We start from the raw sequence: 22182 nt of genomic DNA on the forward strand, positions 1-22182 counted from the left end.
CATCAGACCGCACCCCTCTTAATACATCAATTTCACCTGCTGCGCCTTCGCGTGGGCCACAATCTCGTCGTCCGGGCGGCAGTCGCTAACGATGGCGTCGAACTGCGCCAGCTCGCCCATTCTTGCCGAACGGACCTTACCAAACTTGCTGTGATCGACCACCAGCACATGGTACTGCGCGGCGCTTAATGCCCAGTGCTTCACCGGTAGCTCTTCCAGGTTAAAGCAGGTAGCGCCCTGGCGCACGTTGACGCCCGCCGCGGAATAAAACGCGATATCCGGGCAGAGATTGCTGAGCGTGTCCTGCAGGTTGAGCGGCTTAAAGATGGCGTTGCTGGCGTGAAACTCGCCGCCGCACAGGATCACCCGGCACTCGGGTTTCTCCTGAAGCGCCAGAAAGGTGTTCAGGGAGTAGCACACGGCAGTAAAAGGAATGCTGCTGTCGATGGCCTCGATAATCCACGGCGTGGTGGTGCCGCAGTCAAAAAATAGCGTCTGGTGCGGCTGTACCAGCGAGGCTGCAAGCCGGGCGGCTTTGCGTTTCTCTTCCACCAGGCGCGTCTTCTGGTCGCTGATCAGATAATGGCTGGCGCTACGCGGCTCAAGCACAATATACCCGCCCAGCAGCACGACGGGCGCGCTTTCGCTGTTAAGATCCCGACGAATGGTCATCTCTGAGACGCCGAGGAGGTTGGCGGCTTCCTTAAGATGCAGCTTATCGCTGCGCTTCAGCGCCTGTAGCAGCTGAGCAATGCGGTCATCGCGACGTGTTTCCATAGTTCCTCGGGATAAAAAAGTGAACCCCCGCAGGGCGGGGGTTCAAGTGTAACCTGACAGGTTGGGGTTAGTCACGTATCCAGCCTTTGCGGATCGGGATAGCGAAAATGGCGCGATAGAGTGATGACAGCGTGCGGTAGAGCGCTTCACCGAAGAGGCTCCACAGGATAGCCGCGCTCACGCAGCCAATCAGCCCGACCAGGAAGCCGCCCACCATATCCAGCGGCCAGTGGACGCCCAGGTAAACGCGAGACCAGGCGATGGCCACGGCGACCACCATCAGCACCGCACCAGACCACAGGCGATGCCAGAACAGGAAGGCTAGCGCAAAGGTGAAGATCACCGTACCGTGATCGCTCGGGAACGAGTCATCCGGCGCATGATGCAGGAAGGTATAGCCGACGTGATCGACAAACGGACGATCGTGCGGGAACGCGTGGCCCAGAATGTAGCTCACCAGGACGCTTACGCCGAGAGCCATCGCCACTTTGATTACCAGCTTGCGCTGTGCTTTTACCTGGCTACGAGGCCCCCACAGCCAGAGAATGGCTGCCAGCGCGGGCACGATACCGATCAGGTCTTTTGCCAGAAAGGTGGCAAAGTCGATCATCCACTCGGGCGAGGCCGGTGTGGCGTTGATCAGATAAAACAGCTGATAATTCAGATTCTCTAGCATAGCGTTATCACTCTTTAGCAAACCGGGTGGAAATCAGCCCGTAGACCACCACCTGGGAAAACCAGACCCACCACCCGGCCCACAGGTTGTGAGAGAAAAAATGCGCCCCGCGCATGACCTGACCGAAGCCCATCGCCAGACCTAACACCACGCCCAGCGCGACGAAGAACCAGGCGAGACGCGGACGTTCGCGCCAGAAGGCAAAAAACAGCCCCATCACCATAAAGCCGCTGGAGGCATGACCGCCGGGGAAACAACGCCCCGGACCGCTGTCAGCAGGAATGGCGCTGAACAGGGGGTAGGACACGGCCTTCCCGCCATATTCCACCAGGTCCCACGGACAGCTGTGATGGCTCATGCTTTTCAGCAGGCCTACCACCAGCGCGCCAACGCCCATCAGCATCGCCGCCGTAACCAGCCTTGCGTTACGCTTGTAGGCGCCGTAAAACAGCGCCACGGCGCCTGAGGCGATGGCAATGTACTTCGCCAGTCGGTGGTTGAGCAGATCCAGCAGGTGGTCTTTCTGCAGCGGAAAGCTCTGCGTCGCCGCGTCATACCAAAAGCCGGTAATCCATCTGTCGAGCGCTTCATTGCGCGATAGCCACGTAAATACCACGGCAAGGGCAATCAGTATGAAAAGCTGATAACCATAAAAGCGGGACGGTAAGCGGTAAAGGCGTTTTGTCTTATTTGTCTGTAACTTAGACAATTCTGAACGGCTGGAGGTAAGTGCCATGATTTGGGGTCGTTGACGAGTAATGGGGCTATCATAAAAGTGTCAACTTAAGGAAACCTTAAACGAAGACGATATGTGCTTTATTTCTGTTTATCCTCGATAAATCACTATCTCGGGCTGCGGCATTTCATTACACTCGTCGCGATTTTGTCATTATAAAGAGATTGCATGTTAAACCGTTCTTCTTCTGGTTCACGTCTGGGTCGTCAGGCGTTGCTTTTCCCTCTGTGTCTGGTGCTCTACGAATTTTCTACCTATATCGGCAACGATATGATCCAGCCCGGTATGCTGGCCGTGGTGGCGCAGTACAACGCCGGAATCGAGTGGGTACCGACCTCCATGACCGCCTATCTGGCCGGCGGCATGTTTTTGCAGTGGCTGTTAGGCCCGCTGTCGGATCGTATTGGCCGCCGTCCTGTGATGCTGACGGGCGTGGTGTGGTTTATCGTCACCTGTCTTGCCACGCTGCTGGCGCAAAACATTGAACAATTTACCCTGCTGCGCTTCCTGCAGGGGGTGAGCCTGTGCTTTATCGGCGCCGTGGGGTATGCCGCCATTCAGGAATCGTTTGAAGAGGCGGTGTGTATCAAAATTACCGCGCTGATGGCGAACGTGGCGCTGATTGCCCCATTACTCGGGCCGCTGGTGGGTGCCGCGTGGGTGCATATGGCGCCATGGGAAGGGATGTTTGTGCTGTTTGCCGTTCTCGCCGCCATCGCGTTCTTTGGTCTGCACCGGGCGATGCCGGAAACGGCCACCCGCATCGGCGAGAAACTCTCGCTGAAAGAGCTGGGTCGGGATTATAAAGAAGTGCTGAAGAATGGCCGCTTTGTGGCGGGCGCGCTGGCGACCGGGTTCGTTAGCCTGCCGCTGCTGGCGTGGATCGCCCAGTCTCCGGTTATTATCATCAGCGGCGAAAAGCTCAGCAGCTATGAGTATGGTCTGCTGCAGGTGCCGATCTTTGGCGCGCTGATTATCGGGAACCTGGTGCTGGCACGTTTGACGTCACGCCGCACCGTGCGTTCGCTAATTATCATGGGCGGCTGGCCGATTGCGGCAGGGTTGATTCTGGCGGCGGTGGCGACCGTCGCGTCATCACACGCTTATCTGTGGATGACGGCGGGACTGAGCATCTACGCCTTCGGGATTGGCGTGGCCAACGCCGGTCTGGTGCGCCTGACGCTGTTCGCCAGCGAGATGAGTAAAGGCACGGTCTCCGCGGCGATGGGGATGCTCCAGATGCTGATTTTTACCGTAGGTATCGAGGTGAGCAAGCATGCCTACGCGATGGGCGGCAACGGGCTGTTCAGCCTGTTTAACCTCGCCAACGGCGTGCTGTGGGTTGCCCTGATGGTGGTGTTCCTGAAAGACAAACGCGTTGGAAACGCCCTGCAACCTTAATCTTTTTTCCCTCTCCCCTTTGGGGAGAGGGCCAGGGTGAGGGGCGAGGCCGCCAGACCGCTCGCGGTCAATTAAACGGCGCCTCCCCATCCAGCACCTTATCAATCACATCCAACACGCCTTCATCGTTATTGTGCGGCGCTTCAAAACGCGCCGCCGCTTTGATATGCGGTCTGGCATTAGCCATCGCAAAGCTGAACCCGGACTGGCGCAGCATCTCCACGTCGTTGCCGCTGTCGCCGAAGGCCACCACTTCGCTATCGGCTATGCCCCAGCGCTTTTGCAGGATCCGCAGGCCGTTTGCTTTGTGCACGCCGGGGATGATCAGGTCGATACTGCCGTGACCGGTGGTGACGGGCACCATGATGTCACTCAGCTTTTCATGCAGCAGCGCCTGAATACGCGGAATTTCATCGTCAGACACGTTGAGCCCGAACTTGAAGAAAATATCGTTCAGGTTGTCGAAATCGCTGACCATTTCCAGACGGTGATAGTACTTCGCCGCGATACCCTTAAAGCCTTCGTCATAGCACTTCAGCGTGTAGGCGCTGCTCTTCCCGCAGGCGATAATCTCAATGCCGGGAACGTCGCTTAACACGTTCGCAACGGTCTCGAAATGGGCTTTCGACAGTTCACCGTTAAAGACGTCTTCACCCTCACTTACGACCCAGCCGCCGTTTTCGGCGACGAATGAAATTTCATGCGCAATCTCCGGGAAAAAGGAGATCAGCTGGTAGAACTGGTTGCCGCTGGCGACCACGAAGCGAATGCCTTGCGCCTTCATGCGGGCGTACTGCGCCAGAAAGCGCGGACGATTGTAGGTCTTGGCATCGCTGAGGAATGTGCCATCCATGTCGACGGCAATCAGTTTAACGCTCATATCCCTTCTCCAGTGTCGTTTGATTCGTTTCCGGCTTTGCCACCGCGCGCGCCACCAGCGCCGCGATGATGACCAACCCTAACACCACCAGCATGGCGCTGCGCAGCCCGTAGTGCTCGCCGAGGAAGCCAAGCAGCGGCGGCCCGACCAGGAAGGCGAGATAGCCCGTGGTTGCCACCACGCTGACGCGCGTCGGGGCATCCGGGCCGGTATCGCTGGCGGCTGAAATGGTAAGCGGAAAGCCGAGCGACGCGCCCAGTCCCCAGAGGATCACCGAGACCCCGGCAATCCAGTCCACATCGACAAATATGATCATCGCGATACCCAGGCCGCCCAGCAGGGCGCTGGCGCGCACCACCGCTACACGGCTGTAGCGGTCGATAAACCAGCCGCCGGTGAAGCGCCCGATGGTCATCCCCAGCGTAAACCCGGCGTAGATCAGCGAGCCGGAGGTCGGGCTAAAGCCGTGACCGTCTACCATCAGCAGCGGCAGCCAGTCGTTGGCGGACCCTTCGGCGAAGGCCATAGCCAGCACCACCACGCCGATCAGCATCAACTGGAAGTCGCGGTAGAAGGGCAGCCCTTTTTCGGCCGAGTGCTGTTCGTCAGCGGAGTTCTTACCTGTGCCGTCCGGGATCGCCCGGATGCCGGTCAGAATCGGAATGATACACACCAGCGCTGCCAGCAGGATATGCAGATTGGCGCTCACGCCAGTGGCCGTCAGCGCCATTCCCACGCCCGCACCGGCCAGCGTGCCGAGGCTGTAAAAACCGTGCATCATCGGCAGCACGGTTTTGTTCATCTCACGCTCGACAGCCGCTCCTTCAACGTTGATGGCAACTTCCGCCGAACCGAAGCTGCCGCCAAATACCGTCAGCCCCAGCGCAAACAGCACCGGTGAGGCAAACCACAGCGCGACGCTGAGCACGATCATCCCGAATACCGCGAAGCACATGGTGGTGCGGATCACCGCCCGCGTACCGAAGCGCTTCACCAGCCACGCGGAGCAGAGGATGCCGCTCATGGAGCCTATCGACAGGCCAAACAGCACGATACCCATCTCAGCTGTAGAGACGGACAAAATGTCGCGAATGGCGGGGGTGCGCGTGGCCCAGGAGGCCATCAGCAGACCGGGAATAAAGAAGAACATAAACAGCGCCCACATGCGGAGCTGCAGGGCTTTGCGGGAAGAGGTCAGCGTCATTGGGGTAGCACCAGAAGTACAACAATAGCGACAACACTAGCAAGTTTGTGTACATTTGTACACAAACCAGGTGAGGAAATGATGAGCAGACCACCCAACGATCCGCATCGCCGGGAGAAAATCCTGCAGGCGACCCTCGACACCATTGCTGAACACGGTATTCACGCCGTCACGCACCGGAAAATCGCCACCTGCGCGGGCGTGCCGCTGGGGTCGATGACCTACTATTTCGACGGTATGGAGCCGCTGCTGGAGGAGGCCTTCACGTGGTTTACCCGCCAGATGTCGCAGCAGTACCGGGATTTCTTCGCGGGCGTCACCGGGCCGGAAATGGCGTGCGAATCCATTACCACTCTGATCCACAGCTCGCAGGTGACGACGCCGCACAACATGGCGCTGATGTATCAGCTTTACGCTTTTATGCACCGCAGCGCGGCGCTCAAAACGGTGATGCAGGACTGGATGAAGATGAGCCAGACAACGCTCGAGCAGTGGTTCGACCCGGTCACCACCCGCGCGCTGGATGCCTTTATTGAAGGAATGACGCTGCACTACGTCACCGACCGGGCGCCGCTATCCCGCGAAGAGATCCGGGCGATGGTGGGGAGAATTGCGGGCGAGGGGAACCCTTAGGTATCGCTCGCCCTGCCAGTTTTACCTGCGCTCGATTTTATTCCCGCTGGCGTCAACCACCGCTTCGCCATCTTCTTTCGTAAATGCCCCTTTCTGTGCGTCCGGCAGGATGTCGAGGACGACTTCAGACGGGCGGCACAGGCGAGTGCCCAGCGGCGTCACGACGATCGGACGGTTAATCAGGATCGGGTATTGCAGCATAAAATCGATAAGCTGGTCGTCGGTGAAGCTGTCTTCGGCCAGGCCGAGCTGTTCGTAGGGCTCCACGTTTTTACGCAGCAGATCCCGCACCGAGATCCCCATATTGGCAATCAGGGTTGTCAGCTTATCGCGCGACGGCGGGGTTTCCAGATAGAGGATAATCTCTGGCTCCGTGCCGCTGTTGCGGATCATCTCCAGCGTGTTGCGCGACGTGCCGCAGGCGGGGTTGTGGTAGATAGTGATGTGGCTCATATCAGTGGCTCATTACAGTGTGAAGGAGAGACGTAGCGCCAGCGCGGCGAGCGTCACAAACAGGACCGGCAGCGTCATAATGATGCCCGTCCGGAAATAGTAGCCCCAGCTAATCGTCATGTTTTTCTGCGCCAGCACGTGAAGCCAGAGCAGGGTGGCAAGGCTGCCGATAGGCGTGATTTTCGGCCCCAAATCGCAGCCAATCACGTTGGCGTAAATCATTGCTTCCTTGATTAGTCCTGTCGCCGTACTGCCCTCAATGGAGAGCGCGCCAATCAGCACCGTGGGCATATTGTTCATTATGGATGACAGGAACGCGGTGATGAACCCGGTTCCCAGCGTGGTGGCCCACAGCCCTTGCCCGGCCAGGTTATTCAGTACGCCTGAGAGATATTCCGTCAGCCCGGCATTGCGCAGGCCATACACCACCAGATACATCCCCAGCGAGAAGATCACGATCTGCCACGGTGCGCCGCGCAGCACTTTTCCGGTATTTATCGCATGTCCGCGTTTTGCAACGGCAAACAAAACCAGCGCGCCCGCAGTCGCAATGGCGCTGACCGGAATACCCAGCGGTTCTAGCACAAAGAAACCGACGAGAAGAAGGAGCAGCACGATCCAGCCCGTTCTGAAGGTCGGGAGGTCGTGAATGGCCCGCGCGGGCTCACGCAGTTTTGCCAGGTCATATTCCGGGGGAATTTCCTTGCGGAAGAACAGATGGAGCATGGCCAGCGTTGCGGCAATCGCGGCGACATCAACGGGAATCATCACCGAAGCGTATTCGCTGAACCCCAGCGTGAAGAAGTCTGCCGAGACGATGTTGACCAGGTTCGACACAATCAGCGGCAGGCTGGCGGTATCGGCGATAAAACCTGCCGCCATCACAAATGCCAGCGTAGCCTGCTTGCTGAATCCCAGCGCCAGCAGCATGGCGATAACGATAGGGGTTAGGATCAGAGCCGCACCGTCATTGGCAAACAGCGCCGCCACGGCTGCGCCCAGCAGCACGATATACGTAAACAGCAATCTTCCGCGGCCGTTCCCCCAGCGGGCAACGTGCAGTGCCGCCCACTCGAAAAAGCCGGACTCATCCAGCAGCAGGCTGATGATGATGACGGCGATAAACGTTGCCGTGGCGTTCCAGACGATATTCCACACAACCGGAATATCGTTTACGTGAATAACGCCGCTGGCGAGCGCCAGTACGGCACCAATAGTCGCGCTCCAGCCGATGCTGAGCCCTCTGGGCTGCCAGATGACCAGTACCAGCGTAAACAGAAAAATAGCCCCTGCCAGAAACATCTTTTACTCCATTATATCTGTTTTTGTGAATATGTTTTGCTTAGCACAAGCCCGGAAGTCGGTTTTTCAGCTTCATGCGCGTCTCTTCCCGCAGGCAGTTCCAGCTGTTGTCGATAATCGTTGCCGCCCACGCGGGCATGTTGGGAGAGAGACGGTAATAAACCCACTTACCCTCACGACGGTCGATAACCAGCCCGGACTCGCGCAGCAGCGCCATATGGCGGGAGACCTTCGGCTGCGATTCGGCGGTTGCGGCGCAGAGATCGCAGACGCACAGCTCGCCCGCTTCGCGGAGCAGCATGACGATGGCGAGCCGCGTTTCGTCAGAGAGGGTTTTGAAGAGCTGGAGCGGGTGGAGCATGAGGGTTCCTGTCGGCGTGGCTTTTATATGCGTTTAATCATATATGTTTTAATGGTTGGAGAAAAGGTGAAATTGAGTAAGGGGAATTTCAGGCAACAAAAAACCCATCAACCTTGAACCAAAACGGCGGGGTTGATGGGCTCCACAAATTGGGGACATCAAAGAAAAGCAGTGGCACTAGTTATGACTGCCCCCTGATAAAAAAGTTCTGCGCGTAACGAAAATAATTTCACCACGCGCAAACTTAGGAGTTATCCGAGTCCCGGCCAGATGATAATGATCAGCGTACCCGCCAGCGTCAGCAGCACGTTAGCGATAGCATACGTGCCCGCATAGCCCAGCGCCGGGATGTTGCTGCGCGCGGTATCGCTGATGATTTCCATGGCCGGGGCACAGGTACGCGCCCCCATCATCGCCCCGAAGAGCAGGGCGCGGTTCATGCGCAGCACGTAGGCGCCGAACAGGAAGCAGATCACCACCGGCACCAGGCTGACGATAAGTCCGGACACCAGCATCTGCCAGCCGACGGCGCCGAGGCTGTGACCAATCCCGCTGCCCGCGCTTAAGCCCACGCCTGCCATAAAGACCATCAGACCGAACTCTTTCACCATGTTCAGCGCGCCCTGCGGAATGTAGCCGAAGGTAGGATGGTTCGCTCGCAGGAAGCCCAGCATAATTCCGGCGAACAACAGCCCGGCGGCGTTACCGATGCCGAAGCTAAAGTTGCTGAACTGGAAGGTGATCATGCCGATCATCAGGCCAACGATAAAGAAAGCGCAGAAGGCCAGCAGGTCGGTGACCTGGCTGTGAATGGAGATAAAGCCGATGCGGTCGGCCACGGTTTTCACGCGTCGGGCGTCGCCGCTGACCTGCAGCACGTCGCCTTTGTTGAGCACCACGTTGTCGTCGATAGGCATCTCAATCTGGCTGCGGATCACGCGGTTGAGGAAGCAGCCGTGGTCCGTCAGCTTCAGCTGCGCCAGGCGGCGGCCAACGGCGTTATGGTTTTTCACCACGATCTCTTCGGTGACGATACGCATGTCGAGCAGGTCGCGGTCGAACACCTCTTTGCCGTTACGGAAGCTCGGGTCGAGGCGGGCGTGGGCGTCCGGGTAACCCACCAGCGCGATGTCGTCGCCCATCTGCAGCACCGCGTCGCCGTCCGGGTTCGCCAGAATGCCGTTGCGGCGGATACGTTCGATATAGCAGCCCGTCTGGCGATAAATCCCCAGCTCGCGCAGATTTTTGCCGTCTGCCCATGCCACCAGCTCTGGCCCAACGCGATAGGCGCGGATCACCGGGAGATAGACTTTACGTTTGGAATCGGTATCCAGACCGCGCTCGCGGGCGATTTGCTGGGCGCTGGTCTGTAGATCCTGGTGCTGCAGTTTTGGCAGATAGCGTGCGCCAACGATCAGGCTCACCAGACCAATCAGATAGGTCAGGGCATAGCCCAGGCTCAGGTGGTCGAGTGCGGCAGAAAGCTGTGCGCCGGCCATGCCGGAATGACGCAGGGTATCACCGGCACCCACGAGCACGGGAGTGGAGGTCATGGAGCCTGCCAGCATACCGGCCGTTAACCCGATATCCCAGCCAAACAGTTTACCCAGTCCTAACGCGATCAGCAGCGCGCTGCCGACCATCACCAGCGCCAGCATCAGATAATTTTTGCCGTCGCGGAAGAAAATTGAAAAAAAGTTCGGTCCCGCTTCCACGCCAACACAAAAAATAAACAGCATAAAACCTAAGTTGAGCGCGTCCGTGTTAATGCTGAAGTGCTGCTGACCTAATAATAAGGAGACGACTAAAACGCCAATGGAATTACCAAGTTGAACTGAACCCAGGCGCAATTTACCCAGGCAAAGGCCCAGCGCCAGTACCACAAATAATAACAGGATGTAATTCCCATTTAACAAGTCTGCGACGTTTATATTCACGGAGGCTAACTTCTTGTTTACCAGTAAGTTGTTGAATGAAAGGACTATTTGGGCTACTGTTTTCTGGGTCAGGGAAAGGCGTTAACGCTCCCTGTTTCCTGCTTTATTCCCTAAAACATTAGCTGGCGTGTAGTTTAATCGCATTAGCTACTGACAGCTACCTATTATCGCATCACCCTGTGCGTACTTTGGCAAGGATTGCCGCATTGCTTTATCTGACTGGGCGTCTACCCGACGAAGCTGTATTTGATAGAGATAAGTCAGGAGGATAGTTTGAACATTAAACGAAACTGGGCGGGGGTGATCAGCTGCTTTTTGCTGTTTACCGTCGTGTGCATGTCGCTCGCTTTTAACCTGAAAGGGGCATTCAGGGCTGCAGGACACCCGGAGCTGGGGCTGCTCTTTTTTACCCTGCCGGGAGCGGCAGCCAGTTTTCTTTCCCGTAAAGGGGAAGTGGTCAAGCCGCTAATTGGCGCCATGCTGGCGGCACCACTGTGTCTGCTGCTGATGCGCATGCTGTATGTTTCAACGCGAAGTTTCTGGCAGGAGCTGGCGTGGTTGATGAGCGCCGTATTCTGGTGCGCCCTTGGCGCGCTCTGCTACTTATTTGTGCGCAGTCTGCTTCAACGCCGACGGCACCACAAATAAAAACGCCCTCTCGGTGAGGGCGTCCTTTCATTACTGGGCAGCAAACAGGCCCAGGTGCTCTTTGGCGTAAGCTTCGAAGTCGGTGCAGCCGCCGATGTGTTTCTGATCGAGGAAGATCTGCGGTACGGTTTCAACCGGCTTACCGACGGTTTTTTCGAGATCCGCTTTCGTGATGCCTTCCGCGTGGATATCCACGTAGCGGAAGTTGAAGTCATCGCGCTCTTCGGTCAGTTTCTCAGCCAGCTCTTTCGCGCGCACACAGTAAGGGCACCCTGGACGACCAAAAATTACTGCAAACATTTCTCTCTCCTCAAAAAACAAGCCTGACGGCGAATGACACGTATAGTGCCCCATAACCTGTCGTCATTAAAGAAGGTTTCGCCTGTCGTTATAATATCTATGAGCTATGTTTCGCCAATTACACCGCGCATATCATTGCCTATACTGGCTGGCATACGTATTAAGCAAGACAAAGAGAGACAAGATGACGCCAACCATAGACCTGCTCCTTTCCCATCGTTCCATTCGCCACTTCACCGATGAGCCGATTACCGATGCGCAGCGCGAAGCGATTATTAACAGCGCAAGGGCGACTTCAAGTTCCAGCTTCCTGCAGTGCAGCTCCATTATCCGCATTACCGACCCGGCCATGCGTGAACAGCTGGTGACGCTGACCGGCGGGCAGAAGCATGTGGCTCAGGCAGCCGAGTTCTGGGTATTCTGCGCCGACTTTAACCGCCACCTGCAGATCTGCCCTGAGGCCGAGCTCGGGCTGGCCGAACAGCTGCTGTTGGGCGTGGTGGATACCGCGCTGATGGCGCAAAACGCCTTTACTGCGGCGGAGTCGCTGGGATTAGGCGGCGTCTACATCGGAGGCCTGCGTAACAACATTCAAAGCGTGACCGACCTCCTGAAGCTGCCAAAACACGTGCTGCCGCTGTTTGGCCTGTGTCTCGGCTGGCCGGCGGATAACCCGGATCTGAAGCCGCGTATTCCCGCGGCGATGCTGGTGCACGAAAACCACTACCAGCCGGTCGATCAGGACGTCCTGAATCAATACGATGAAGAGCTGGCGAACTACTACCTGACGCGCGGCAGCAATAACCGTCGCGACACCTGGACTGACCATATTCGCCGCACCATCATTAAAGAAAATCGCCCGTTTATTCTTGATTATCTGCACAAACAGGGCTGGGCGACGCGATAGTCCATTTATCCTGCGCCTGCCTGCGTATATGATACGCAGGCTTTTTCCATGTCTTCAGAGAGGTGCAGGGTGAAAATTGCCATATTGTCCCGGGATGGAACGCTCTATTCATGTAAGCGTCTTCGGGAAGCGGCGGCGAAACGCGGACATCAGGTTGAGATCCTCGACCCGATGTCCTGCTATATGAACATTGACCCTGCCGCCTCGTCGATTCACTACAAAGGCCGCAAGCTGCCTCACTTTGATGCGGTGATCCCCCGCATCGGCTCGCAGATAACCTTTTACGGCACCGCTGCATTGCGCCAGTTCGAGATGCTGGGCAGCTATCCGCTCAACGAATCCGTCGCCATTTCACGCGCCCGCGACAAGCTGCGCTCGCTGCAGCTGCTCGCGCGCCAGGGCATCGATCTTCCCGTTACCGGGATTGCCCATTCACCGGACGACACCAGCGATCTGATCGACATGGTGGGCGGTGCCCCTTTGGTGATCAAGCTGGTGGAAGGCACACAGGGCATCGGCGTGGTGCTGGCGGAGACGCGTCAGGCAGCGGAGAGCGTGATTGACGCCTTCCGCGGGCTGAATGCCCATATTCTGGTGCAGGAGTACATTGAAGAGGCCAAAGGGCGCGACATCCGGTGTTTCGTGGTGGGAAACGAGGTGGTGGCGGCCATCGAGCGCCAGGCCAAAGAGGGCGATTTCCGCTCTAACCTTCACCGCGGCGGCATTGCCAGAATCGCCGATATCAGCGACCAGGAGCGGGAAATTGCCGTCAAAGCGGCGCAGACTTTGGGGCTGGACGTGGCAGGCGTAGACCTGCTACGGGCGACGCGAGGGCCACTGGTTATGGAAGTGAACGCCTCGCCGGGGCTTGAAGGCGTGGAAAAAACCACAGGGGTCGATATTGCGGGTAAAATGATCTTATGGATCGAGCGTCATGCGACGCCGGGCTACTGTCTGAAAACGGGTGGTTAAATGGATTACCGCGCGCTTTTTAAGTACCCTATGCGAAGTTTTTATTAAAGAGGCTGCAACGCGATGGATTTACAGGTCGTACCTACACTGGATACGTTACGTCAATGGCTTGATGATGCCGGAATTACGTTTTTCGAATGCGATTCCTGCCAGGCGCTGCATCTGCCTCATATGCAGAATTTCGACGGCATTTTCGATGCCAAAATCGATCTGATTAACGACGTGATCCTTTTCTCCGCGCTGGCCGAAGTGAAGCCCTCTGCGCTGCTGGCGCTGGCTTCCGATCTGTCAGCGATTAACGCCAGTTCTTTGACGGTGAAAGCATTTCTCGACATACAGGATGATAATCTGCCAAAACTGGTCGTTTGCCAGTCTTTATTCTCCGGTGCCGGGCTGTCGTTCAAGCAGTTCTCATGGTTTATGCGCCTGAGCGAAGAGCAAATTTCGATGGTCATGATGGAAGCCAATGCACACCATCTGCTGTATAGCGCGGAAGATGATGCAGAGAATAATGATGCATCTCCCAATTTTCTTCACTAAGCCTGTCTGACTTTTGCGCAGTCGCTGCCATAGCGGCTGCAGAAGGCCATTTTTTCTGCTGCTTTTAACCTTTCTTTAAAGAATTATTCACCTCCCTGAAGGCCGTTTCGGCTTATCACGTAGACTTAACCTGCATAAAAAATTGATAAAAGGCGTTTTTTCGTCTGGGCTATAGCCGGGGACACGGGCTACAGTTATTCTTGCGATGCTTCAAAAAGCGAGCGGAAGCTGCCGGGTAAAGAGGTTTCTTTTTATTTTGAGCAGAGCGACAAACTATGCATGATTTTTGCATACATTCAGATTGCACAGTTTTAGTTCGTTTGTTAACGAGCTTTCAGAAGGAATAACACTATGATCGCCTTGAATAAAAAATGGTTATCGGGTCTGGTTGCGGGTGCTCTGATGGCCGTCTCTGCCGGCACGCTCGCTGCGGAACAAAAAACGCTGCACGTTTATAACTGGTCTGACTATATTGCGCCGGACACGGTGGCGAATTTTGAAAAAGAGACCGGCATTAAAGTCGTCTACGATGTGTTCGATTCCAACGAAGTGCTGGAAGGAAAACTGATGGCGGGCAGCACCGGGTTTGACCTCGTGGTGCCTTCCGCAAGCTTCCTCGAGCGTCAGCTGACGGCAGGCGTCTTCCAGCCGCTGGATAAGAGCAAGTTACCAAACTGGAAAAATCTCGATCCGGAAGTGCTGAAGCTGGTGGCCAAGCATGATCCGGACAACAAATACGCCATGCCTTACCTGTGGGCGACTACCGGTATCGGCTACAACGTCGATAAAGTCAAAGCCGCGCTGGGCCCGGACGTCAAGCTGGACAGCTGGGACGTGGTGCTGAAGCCGGAAAACCTTGAGAAGCTGAAAAGCTGCGGCGTCTCCTTCCTCGATGCGCCGGAAGAGATTTTCGCAACCGTGCTGAACTACCTGGGCAAAGATCCGAACAGCAATAAAGCCGATGATTACACTGGCCCGGCGACCGATCTGCTGCTGAAGCTGCGTCCAAACATTCGTTACTTCCACTCATCTCAGTACATCAACGACCTGGCGAACGGCGACATCTGCGTCGCGATCGGCTGGGCAGGGGACGTATGGCAGGCGGCTAACCGCGCGAAAGAGGCGAAAAACGGTGTGAACGTCTCCTACTTCATTCCGAAAGAGGGGGCGCTGGCCTTCTTCGACGTCTTCGCGATGCCGGCTGATGCGAAAAACAAAGATGAAGCGTATCAGTTCCTCAACTACCTGATGCGTCCTGAGGTGATCGCCCACATCAGCGACCACGTTTACTACGCGAACGGTAACAAGGCCTCCGTGCCGCTGGTGAGCGAAGAAATCCGTAATAACCCGGCTATCTATCCGCCAGCGGATGTGTTCGCCAAGCTCTTCACCCTGAAAGTCCAGGATCCAAAAATTGACCGCGTACGTACCCGTGCGTGGACCAAGGTGAAAAGCGGTAAATAACCCTTTGTTACAGGCCGGGCAAGCGAAGTGCCCCCGGCAACAGGCGCACCGTTCTGGTGCGCCTGCACCATGATTTGATTTCTGCCGGAGAGCACCCCGTGAATGACGCGATCCCCCGCCCGCAGGCGAAAGTCCGTAAAGCGCTGACCCCGCTTCTTGAAATTCGTAACCTCACCAAATCTTTCGATGGCCAGCATGCCGTGGACGACGTCAGCCTGACGATTTATAAAGGCGAGATTTTTGCTCTTCTGGGAGCTTCTGGCTGCGGTAAATCGACCCTGCTGCGTATGCTGGCCGGTTTTGAACAACCCACCGCCGGGCAGATCATGCTCGATGGCGTGGATCTGTCCAGCGTGCCGCCGTATCAGCGCCCGATTAACATGATGTTCCAGTCCTACGCGCTGTTCCCGCACATGACGGTGGAGCAGAACATCGCCTTTGGCCTGAAGCAGGACAAGCTGCCGAAGGCCGAAATTACCGCGCGCGTGGCCGAGATGCTGAGCCTGGTACACATGCAGGAGTTCGCGAAGCGTAAGCCGCATCAGCTGTCCGGCGGCCAGCGCCAGCGCGTGGCCCTGGCTCGCAGCCTGGCAAAACGCCCGAAACTGCTGCTGCTTGATGAGCCGATGGGGGCTCTGGATAAAAAGCTGCGCGACCGTATGCAGCTTGAAGTGGTCGATATCCTCGAGCGCGTGGGCGTGACCTGCGTGATGGTTACCCACGACCAGGAAGAAGCCATGACCATGGCCGGACGTATCGCCATCATGAACCGCGGGAAGTTCGTGCAGATTGGCGAGCCGGAAGAGATTTATGAGCATCCAACCACCCGCTACAGCGCGGAGTTCATCGGCTCGGTCAACGTCTTCGAAGGGCTGCTGAAAGATCGTCAGGAAGATGGTCTGGTCATCGAATCGCCGGGGCTGCAGCATCCGCTGAAGGTCGACCCGGATAACTCCGTGGTGGATAACGTGCCTGTCTACGTCGCGCTGCGTCCGGAGAAGATCATGCTCTGTGAGGATCCGCCTGCCGATGGCTATAACTTTGCCGTCGGTGAAGTGGTGCACATTGCCTATCTTGGCGACCTCTCCATCTATCACGTGCGCCTGAAAAGCGGGCAGATGCTCAGCGCGCAGTTACAGAACGAACATCGCTACCGCAAGGGGCAGCCGACCTGGGGCGACGAAGTGCGCCTGTGTTGGGATGCAGACAGTTGCGTTGTGCTGACGGTATAAGGAGCGGCCAATGAGTACACTTGAACCTCCAGCCCGCGCAGGCAAACCGGGCGGTTTTGCCCAGTGGCTGACGCGAATGCAGATGAAACACGGCCGCAAGCTGGTGATCGCCATGCCGTACGTGTGGCTGATCCTGCTGTTCCTGCTGCCGTTCCTGATTGTTTTCAAGATAAGCCTGGCGGAAATGGCGCGGGCAATCCCGCCTTACACCAACCTGCTGGACTGGGCCGACGGGCAGCTGACGCTGACCTTAAACCTGGGTAACTTCCTGCAGCTCACCGACGACCCGCTCTATTTCGAAGCCTATCTGCAGTCGCTGCAGGTGGCCGCCATCTCGACGCTCTGCTGTCTGGTGATGGGTTACCCGCTGGCGTGGGCGGTGGCGCACAGCAAGCCGTCGACCCGGAATATCCTGCTGCTGCTGGTAATTTTACCGTCGTGGACCTCGTTCCTGATCCGCGTTTACGCCTGGATGGGGATCCTGAAAAACAACGGCGTGCTGAACAACTTCCTGATGTGGCTCGGGGTTATCGATCAGCCCCTGACGATCCTGCACACCAACCTCGCGGTCTATATCGGTATTGTGTACGCCTATCTGCCGTTTATGGTGCTGCCAATCTACACGGCGCTGACCCGTATCGACTACTCGCTGGTGGAAGCGTCGCTCGATCTCGGTGCCCGTCCGCTAAAAACCTTCTTCAGCGTCATTGTCCCGCTGACTAAAGGCGGCATTATCGCCGGGTCGATGCTGGTCTTTATCCCGGCGGTGGGGGAGTTTGTGATCCCGGAACTGCTCGGCGGGCCTGATAGCATCATGATTGGCCGCGTGTTGTGGCAGGAGTTTTTCAATAACCGCGACTGGCCGGTGGCGTCAGCGGTGGCGATTATCATGTTACTGCTGCTGATCGTGCCGATCATGTGGTTCCACAAGCATCAGCAGAAACAGATGGGAGATCGCGGATGAACAACTTACCGGTAGTGCGCTCCCCGTGGCGAATCGCGATCCTGGTGATCGGCTTTACCTTCCTGTATGCGCCGATGCTTATGCTGGTGATCTATTCGTTTAACAGCTCCAAACTGGTGACGGTCTGGGCAGGCTGGTCGACGCGCTGGTACAGCGAGTTGTTCCACGATGATGCAATGATGAGCGCGGTGGGGCTGAGCCTGACCATTGCGGCGCTGGCGGCGACCATGGCGTCCGTGCTGGGCACGATCGCCGCGCTGGTGATGGTGCGCTTCGGGCGTTTTCGCGGTTCGAACGGCTTTGCCTTTATGATTACCGCCCCGCTGGTGATGCCGGACGTGATCACCGGTCTCGCGCTACTGCTGCTGTTCGTGGCCCTGGCGCACGCCATCGGCTGGCCGGCAGATCGCGGCATGCTCACCATCTGGCTGGCGCACGTCACTTTCTGTACGGCCTACGTAGCGCTAGTGATCTCCTCGCGCCTGCGCGAGCTGGATCGCTCCATTGAAGAGGCGGCGATGGATCTCGGCGCGACGCCGCTGAAGGTCTTTTTCATCATCACCCTGCCGATGATTATGCCGGCGGTGATCTCCGGCTGGCTGCTGGCGTTTACCCTGTCGCTCGACGATCTGGTGATCGCCAGCTTTGTTTCCGGCCCGGGGGCGACCACGCTGCCGATGCTGGTCTTCTCCAGCGTACGCATGGGGGTCAACCCGGAGATCAACGCCCTGGCTTCTATCATCCTCGGCGTGGTCGGAATTGTCGGATTTATCGCCTGGTATTTGATGGCGCGCGCGGAAAAACAGCGCGTGCGCGATATCCAGCGTGCAAGACGCGGCTGAAGGATTTAAAATTTCCAGTGATGTGCCGCGCATGACGCGGCACTGTTTTTCAGGGAAGTAAAACATTGGGATTATTAAAAAAATCACGTATTACGCACGCGCGTCCTAACGTACCTGCGCTGGTTCAGGTGGCGGCGCTCGCCATTATTATGATCCGCTGCCTGGACGTGCTGATGATTCTCAACACCCTGGGCGTGCGCGGCATCGGTGAATTCATTCACCGCAGCGTGCAGACGTGGAATCTGACGCTGGTCTTTTTGAGCAGCCTGGTGCTGGTGTTTATCGAGATCTACTGCGCGTTTTCGCTGGTTAAAGGGCGCAACTGGGCGCGATGGGTCTATCTGCTGACGCAAATTACCGCCGCAAGCTATCTGTGGGCCGCCTCGCTGGGGTATGGCTACCCGGAGCTGTTCAGCATCGCCGGTGAATCCAAACGCGAGATCCTGCGCGCGCTGTTTATGCAAAAACTGCCGGACATGCTGGTGCTCTTTCTACTCTTCGTTCCGGCTTCCAGTCGGAGATTCTTCCGCCTGCAATAATGTGTATAATCGCAGCCCTCGTGATTTTTAAGGTTTTCATATGCAGTGCGCACTCTATGACGCCGGACGCTGCCGCTCCTGTCAGTGGATAGAACAGCCGGTCCCTCAACAGCTCACCGCCAAAATGGCCGACCTGCAACAGCTGCTGGCAGAACACGCGGTGGGCGAGTGGTGCGCACCCGTCAGCGGCCCCGAACAGGGGTTTCGCAATAAAGCCAAAATGGTGGTCAGCGGCAGCGTAGAAAAACCGCTGCTGGGGATGCTGCACCGCGACGGCACGCCGGAAGACTTAACCGACTGCCCGCTGTATCCCGACTCGTTTGAGCCTGTCTTTGCCGCACTGAAACCGTTTATCGCGCGGGCGGGCTTAACGCCCTACAGCGTTGCCCGCAAGCGCGGCGAGCTGAAATACCTTCTGCTGACGGAAAGCCAGAAAGACGGCGGCATGATGCTGCGCTTCGTGCTGCGCTCTGAAACCAAGCTGGAGCAGCTGCGCGCGGCGCTGCCGTGGCTGCAGGCGCAGCTTCCGCAGCTGAAGGTCATTACGGCAAACATTCAGCCCGTGCATATGGCAATCATGGAAGGGGAGAAAGAGATTTTCTTCACCGACCAGCACGCGCTGGCCGAAAGCTTCAACGGGGTGCCGCTGTGGATCCGCCCGCAAAGCTTCTTCCAGACCAACCCGACCGTGGCAAGCAGCCTGTACGCCGCCGCCCGCGACTGGGTTCGTGCGTTGAACGTTCACCACATGTGGGATCTCTTCTGCGGCGTGGGCGGTTTTGGCCTGCACTGCGCCACGCCGGAGATGCAGCTCACCGGCATTGAGATCTCTGCCGAAGCGATTGCCTGCGCGAAGCAGTCCGCCGCCGAACTTGGGTTAACGAATCTGCACTTCCAGGCGCTCGACTCCACGCGGTTCGCGACCGGCCAGGGCAACGTGCCTGAGCTGGTGCTGGTCAACCCGCCGCGCCGCGGCATCGGCAATGCGCTGTGCGACTACCTGAGCCAGATGGCGCCAGAGTACATCATCTATTCCAGCTGCAACGCGCAGACCATGGCAAAAGACATTGCGCAACTACCGGGCTATCGCGTTGAACGCGTTCAGCTTTTTGATATGTTCCCGCACACCGCGCACTATGAAGTGCTGACGTTGCTCGTAAAATCTTAAACAAAATGTGAACTCTTCATCCCGGCGAAATCAGGTAAGCTTACGTCATAAGAAATGAATGAAGGCTTACCCATGAAGCAGATCCTGCTGGTGGAAGACGACCACGATATCGCGGCGCTTCTGCGACTCAATTTAGAAGACGAAGGCTACGCCATCACCCACGAACCCGACGGGGGCAAAGCCCTGCAGCGTCTTGAAGTCCAGACGTGGGACGCGGTGATCCTCGACCTGATGCTGCCCAGCGTTGACGGCCTGGAGATTTGCCGCCGCATCCGTCAGATGACGCGCTACCTGCCGGTGATCATCATCAGCGCCCGTAGCAGCGAAACCGACCGCATCACCGGGCTGGAAACCGGCGCCGATGACTATCTGGCAAAACCGTTCTCCGTGCAGGAGCTGATTGCGCGCATCAAAGCGCTGTTCCGTCGCCAGCAGGCGATGGGGCAGGCGCAAACCGACGGTCAAATTCAGGCTCACGGACTGACCATCGATCCGCTGGCGCGCAGCGTGCTGCTTCACGGCCAGGTGGTGGATCTCACCCCGCGCGAGTTCGAACTGCTCTACTTCTTTGCCCGTCATCCCGGCGAGGTGTTCTCCCGTCTGGCGCTGCTGGAGCAGGTCTGGGGCTACCAGCACGAAGGCTATGAGCACACCGTCAACACCCATATCAACCGCCTGCGCATCAAGATTGAGAAGGACGCCGCCGAGCCGGAGATTATTCGCACCGTCTGGGGCAAGGGCTATAAATTTGCGGAGCCAAATCATGATGCGCCGCTTTAGCCTGAGCCAGCGCCTGACGCTGCTCTTCATCCTGCTGATGATGCTCTGCGCCGCCGTTGCCTGCGCGGTACAGCTCTACAGCAGCATGCAGTACGGTAATGCGATGGTGCAGCGTTTGTCGGGCGGGCTGGCGCAGCAGATCGTTCAGCGCGAACCAATTCTGGACGCGCAGGGCAGGGTCGACCGCAGCGCGCTGAAACCGCTGTTTGGCCGGCTGATGACCTTTAATCCGAGCGTTGAGCTGTACGTTATCTCTCCTGACGGCGATATCCTCGCCGATGCCGCACCGCCGGGCCATATTCAGCGGCAAAAAATCGATCTGGCTCCGGTGCAGAGCTTCCTCAGCGGCACCGCCATGCCGGTGCTGGGCGACGATCCGCGCAGTCAAAATCAAAAAGTCTTTAGCGCCACGCCGCTGCGGCAGGACGGCGAGCTAAAAGGCTATCTGTACATTATTTTGCAGGGCGAGGAGTCAAATGCTCTTGCGGAGATGGCCTGGCATAAGGCGCTGTGGAGTACCGTCCTGTGGTCACTGCTGTGGGTCGCGCTGTTTGGCCTGCTGGCCGGTTTACTGGTCTGGTACTGGGTCACGCGCCCGGTTAAACAGCTGACGGTGGAAGTCGCCGGGCTGGAGCAGGACAGCATAAGCGCTATCAGACAGCTGGCGGCACAGACGCCGGACGCGGCGGCAAAAGATGAGGTGGCGATCCTGCGCAACAGTTTTATCGAGCTGGCGCGCAAAATCACCCAGCAGTGGGATCGGCTGGCCGACAGCGATCGCCAGCGCCGGGAGTTTATCGCCAATATTTCGCATGATCTCCGTACGCCGCTGACCTCGCTGCTGGGCTATCTCGAAACCCTGTCGCTCAAATCCGCCACGCTGACGCCGCAGGAGCACCAGCAGTATCTCGCCACCGCGCTGCGCCAGGGACAAAAGGTCCGTCATCTTTCGCAGCAGCTGTTTGAGCTGGCACGCCTGGAGTACGGCGGTATTAAACCCCAGCGCGAGCGGTTCGCGATGGGAGAGCTGATTTCCGACGTGGCGCAGAAGTTTGAGCTCACCGCCCGTACGCGAGAGGTCAACCTGCATATTGACGTGCCGGGGCCGTTGCCGCTGATAAACGCCGATGTGTCGATGATCGAGCGCGTAGTAACCAACCTGCTGGATAACGCGATGCGCCATACGCCTGGCGGCGGGGAAATTCGTCTGGCGGTGTGGCAGGAAAATGAACGGCTGCAGGTCGAAGTGTCCGATAGCGGAGCGGGCGTGGATGCCGCGCTGCGTGACGATCTGTTCCAGCGGCCGTCGGCGCTCAATACTCAGGCGTCGAGAGAGAATCGCGGCGGGTTAGGGCTGCTGATTGTTAAACGGATGCTGGAGCTGCACGGGGGTGGGATCAGGCTGATGGAGTCGGCGAGCGGAGCACGGTTCAGGTTCTTTGTGCCACTCTGAGAAATTGCCGGGT

The 22182-nt window shown here is 57.6% G+C and carries 24 protein-coding genes; 14 read left to right on the top strand and 10 right to left on the bottom strand.

What is annotated here, in order from left to right; all coding sequences use genetic code 11:
* Positions 1–18 precede the first annotated feature (18 nt).
* From deoR to F0319_RS02790, 3 genes are all read right to left on the bottom strand, one after another.
* Positions 19–777, bottom strand: coding sequence for a DNA-binding transcriptional repressor DeoR (deoR, locus tag F0319_RS02780; RefSeq protein ID WP_008503427.1), 759 nt, complete (start codon positions 775–777; stop codon positions 19–21).
* A gap of 67 nt (positions 778–844) precedes the next feature.
* Positions 845–1453, bottom strand: coding sequence for an undecaprenyl-diphosphate phosphatase (gene ybjG, locus F0319_RS02785; RefSeq protein WP_111963866.1), 609 nt, complete (start codon positions 1451–1453; stop codon positions 845–847).
* Positions 1454–1460: 7 nt separating this feature from the next.
* Positions 1461–2189 (bottom strand): phosphatase PAP2 family protein, encoded by a 729-nt coding sequence (locus F0319_RS02790; protein ID WP_149366233.1) that lies wholly within the window; start codon positions 2187–2189, stop codon positions 1461–1463.
* A gap of 168 nt (positions 2190–2357) precedes the next feature.
* Here F0319_RS02790 and F0319_RS02795 point away from each other — a divergent pair, with 168 nt between their 5' ends.
* Positions 2358–3590, top strand: coding sequence for an MFS transporter (locus F0319_RS02795; protein WP_111963868.1), 1233 nt, complete (start codon positions 2358–2360; stop codon positions 3588–3590).
* A gap of 67 nt (positions 3591–3657) precedes the next feature.
* Here F0319_RS02795 and F0319_RS02800 read toward each other — a convergent pair whose 3' ends face one another.
* Complete coding sequence (locus F0319_RS02800) at positions 3658–4470, bottom strand: Cof-type HAD-IIB family hydrolase (RefSeq protein WP_111963869.1); 813 nt, start codon at positions 4468–4470, stop codon at positions 3658–3660.
* Positions 4460–5674, bottom strand: coding sequence for an MFS transporter (locus F0319_RS02805; protein WP_149366234.1), 1215 nt, complete (start codon positions 5672–5674; stop codon positions 4460–4462). Before F0319_RS02805 ends, F0319_RS02800 begins: the two co-directional genes overlap by 11 nt.
* Before the next feature lie 81 nt (positions 5675–5755).
* Here F0319_RS02805 and F0319_RS02810 point away from each other — a divergent pair, with 81 nt between their 5' ends.
* Positions 5756–6307: a TetR/AcrR family transcriptional regulator gene (locus tag F0319_RS02810; RefSeq protein ID WP_111963929.1), complete on the top strand. Its 552-nt coding sequence runs from the start codon at positions 5756–5758 to the stop codon at positions 6305–6307.
* A gap of 21 nt (positions 6308–6328) precedes the next feature.
* On the opposite strand, the gene arsC is transcribed toward F0319_RS02810, so the two are convergent.
* The 4 genes from arsC to F0319_RS02830 form a co-directional block, all read right to left on the bottom strand.
* A complete protein-coding gene (gene arsC, locus F0319_RS02815) occupies positions 6329–6760 on the bottom strand; it encodes a glutaredoxin-dependent arsenate reductase (protein WP_149366235.1) in 432 nt (143 codons plus the stop codon).
* A 12-nt stretch (positions 6761–6772) separates the two neighbouring features.
* Positions 6773–8062 (bottom strand): arsenic transporter, encoded by a 1290-nt coding sequence (locus F0319_RS02820; protein ID WP_149366236.1) that lies wholly within the window; start codon positions 8060–8062, stop codon positions 6773–6775.
* A gap of 40 nt (positions 8063–8102) precedes the next feature.
* The gene (locus F0319_RS02825) at positions 8103–8423 is read right to left on the bottom strand and encodes a metalloregulator ArsR/SmtB family transcription factor (protein WP_149366237.1); all 321 of its coding nucleotides are present in this window, start codon (positions 8421–8423) and stop codon (positions 8103–8105) included.
* Between the two features lie 251 nt (positions 8424–8674).
* Positions 8675–10360: an aspartate:alanine antiporter gene (locus F0319_RS02830; protein WP_111963874.1), complete on the bottom strand. Its 1686-nt coding sequence runs from the start codon at positions 10358–10360 to the stop codon at positions 8675–8677.
* Between the two features lie 273 nt (positions 10361–10633).
* On the opposite strand from F0319_RS02830, the gene F0319_RS02835 reads away from it, so the two are divergent.
* Positions 10634–11008, top strand: coding sequence for an inner membrane protein YbjM (locus F0319_RS02835; RefSeq protein ID WP_111963875.1), 375 nt, complete (start codon positions 10634–10636; stop codon positions 11006–11008).
* A 30-nt stretch (positions 11009–11038) separates the two neighbouring features.
* Here F0319_RS02835 and F0319_RS02840 read toward each other — a convergent pair whose 3' ends face one another.
* Entirely contained in the window at positions 11039–11308 is a 270-nt protein-coding gene (locus tag F0319_RS02840) for a GrxA family glutaredoxin (RefSeq protein ID WP_006809455.1), read from the bottom strand.
* 184 nt (positions 11309–11492) lie between these two features.
* On the opposite strand from F0319_RS02840, the gene nfsA reads away from it, so the two are divergent.
* From nfsA to F0319_RS02895, 11 genes are all read left to right on the top strand, one after another.
* The gene (gene nfsA / locus F0319_RS02845) at positions 11493–12215 is read left to right on the top strand and encodes a nitroreductase NfsA (protein WP_111963876.1); all 723 of its coding nucleotides are present in this window, start codon (positions 11493–11495) and stop codon (positions 12213–12215) included.
* A 69-nt stretch (positions 12216–12284) separates the two neighbouring features.
* A complete protein-coding gene (gene rimK / locus F0319_RS02850; RefSeq protein WP_111963877.1) occupies positions 12285–13187 on the top strand; it encodes a 30S ribosomal protein S6--L-glutamate ligase in 903 nt (300 codons plus the stop codon).
* A gap of 63 nt (positions 13188–13250) precedes the next feature.
* Positions 13251–13727, top strand: coding sequence for a YbjN domain-containing protein (locus F0319_RS02855; protein ID WP_014169308.1), 477 nt, complete (start codon positions 13251–13253; stop codon positions 13725–13727).
* A 351-nt stretch (positions 13728–14078) separates the two neighbouring features.
* Positions 14079–15191, top strand: a complete 1113-nt coding sequence (potF, locus tag F0319_RS02860; protein ID WP_008503444.1) for a spermidine/putrescine ABC transporter substrate-binding protein PotF — start codon at positions 14079–14081, stop codon at positions 15189–15191.
* A 98-nt stretch (positions 15192–15289) separates the two neighbouring features.
* A complete protein-coding gene (potG, locus tag F0319_RS02865) occupies positions 15290–16423 on the top strand; it encodes a putrescine ABC transporter ATP-binding subunit PotG (protein WP_024907855.1) in 1134 nt (377 codons plus the stop codon).
* A 10-nt stretch (positions 16424–16433) separates the two neighbouring features.
* Positions 16434–17387 (top strand): putrescine ABC transporter permease PotH, encoded by a 954-nt coding sequence (gene potH / locus F0319_RS02870; protein ID WP_115874590.1) that lies wholly within the window; start codon positions 16434–16436, stop codon positions 17385–17387.
* A complete protein-coding gene (gene potI / locus F0319_RS02875) occupies positions 17384–18229 on the top strand; it encodes a putrescine ABC transporter permease PotI (RefSeq protein ID WP_149366238.1) in 846 nt (281 codons plus the stop codon). The genes potH and potI overlap by 4 nt, the downstream gene beginning before the upstream one ends.
* Before the next feature lie 65 nt (positions 18230–18294).
* Positions 18295–18768 (top strand): YbjO family protein, encoded by a 474-nt coding sequence (locus F0319_RS02880; RefSeq protein WP_024907853.1) that lies wholly within the window; start codon positions 18295–18297, stop codon positions 18766–18768.
* A gap of 40 nt (positions 18769–18808) precedes the next feature.
* On the top strand, positions 18809–19936 hold the full coding sequence (rlmC, locus tag F0319_RS02885) for a 23S rRNA (uracil(747)-C(5))-methyltransferase RlmC (RefSeq protein ID WP_149366239.1): 1128 nt from the start codon (positions 18809–18811) through the stop codon (positions 19934–19936).
* Positions 19937–20008: 72 nt separating this feature from the next.
* On the top strand, positions 20009–20716 hold the full coding sequence (locus F0319_RS02890; RefSeq protein WP_111963881.1) for a response regulator transcription factor: 708 nt from the start codon (positions 20009–20011) through the stop codon (positions 20714–20716).
* Positions 20700–22169: a sensor histidine kinase gene (locus F0319_RS02895; RefSeq protein ID WP_149366240.1), complete on the top strand. Its 1470-nt coding sequence runs from the start codon at positions 20700–20702 to the stop codon at positions 22167–22169. Before F0319_RS02890 ends, F0319_RS02895 begins: the two co-directional genes overlap by 17 nt.
* The last annotated feature ends 13 nt before the right edge of the window (positions 22170–22182 follow it).

The sequence above is a fragment of the Enterobacter vonholyi genome (assembly GCF_008364555.1).
In the GTDB taxonomy this organism is placed as follows: Bacteria; Pseudomonadota; Gammaproteobacteria; order Enterobacterales; family Enterobacteriaceae; genus Enterobacter; species Enterobacter vonholyi.

Coding starts and splice junctions, on each gene's coding strand:
- deoR (WP_008503427.1), bottom strand. CDS start 777: ATGGAAACACGTCGCGATGACCGCATTGCTCAGCTGCTACAGGCGCTG.
- ybjG (WP_111963866.1), bottom strand. CDS start 1,453: ATGCTAGAGAATCTGAATTATCAGCTGTTTTATCTGATCAACGCCACA.
- F0319_RS02790 (WP_149366233.1), bottom strand. CDS start 2,189: ATGGCACTTACCTCCAGCCGTTCAGAATTGTCTAAGTTACAGACAAAT.
- F0319_RS02795 (WP_111963868.1), top strand. CDS start 2,358: ATGTTAAACCGTTCTTCTTCTGGTTCACGTCTGGGTCGTCAGGCGTTG.
- F0319_RS02800 (WP_111963869.1), bottom strand. CDS start 4,470: ATGAGCGTTAAACTGATTGCCGTCGACATGGATGGCACATTCCTCAGC.
- F0319_RS02805 (WP_149366234.1), bottom strand. CDS start 5,674: ATGACGCTGACCTCTTCCCGCAAAGCCCTGCAGCTCCGCATGTGGGCG.
- F0319_RS02810 (WP_111963929.1), top strand. CDS start 5,756: ATGAGCAGACCACCCAACGATCCGCATCGCCGGGAGAAAATCCTGCAG.
- arsC (WP_149366235.1), bottom strand. CDS start 6,760: ATGAGCCACATCACTATCTACCACAACCCCGCCTGCGGCACGTCGCGC.
- F0319_RS02820 (WP_149366236.1), bottom strand. CDS start 8,062: ATGTTTCTGGCAGGGGCTATTTTTCTGTTTACGCTGGTACTGGTCATC.
- F0319_RS02825 (WP_149366237.1), bottom strand. CDS start 8,423: ATGCTCCACCCGCTCCAGCTCTTCAAAACCCTCTCTGACGAAACGCGG.
- F0319_RS02840 (WP_006809455.1), bottom strand. CDS start 11,308: ATGTTTGCAGTAATTTTTGGTCGTCCAGGGTGCCCTTACTGTGTGCGC.
- nfsA (WP_111963876.1), top strand. CDS start 11,493: ATGACGCCAACCATAGACCTGCTCCTTTCCCATCGTTCCATTCGCCAC.
- F0319_RS02855 (WP_014169308.1), top strand. CDS start 13,251: ATGGATTTACAGGTCGTACCTACACTGGATACGTTACGTCAATGGCTT.
- potF (WP_008503444.1), top strand. CDS start 14,079: ATGATCGCCTTGAATAAAAAATGGTTATCGGGTCTGGTTGCGGGTGCT.
- potH (WP_115874590.1), top strand. CDS start 16,434: ATGAGTACACTTGAACCTCCAGCCCGCGCAGGCAAACCGGGCGGTTTT.
- potI (WP_149366238.1), top strand. CDS start 17,384: ATGAACAACTTACCGGTAGTGCGCTCCCCGTGGCGAATCGCGATCCTG.
- rlmC (WP_149366239.1), top strand. CDS start 18,809: ATGCAGTGCGCACTCTATGACGCCGGACGCTGCCGCTCCTGTCAGTGG.
- F0319_RS02890 (WP_111963881.1), top strand. CDS start 20,009: ATGAAGCAGATCCTGCTGGTGGAAGACGACCACGATATCGCGGCGCTT.
- F0319_RS02895 (WP_149366240.1), top strand. CDS start 20,700: ATGATGCGCCGCTTTAGCCTGAGCCAGCGCCTGACGCTGCTCTTCATC.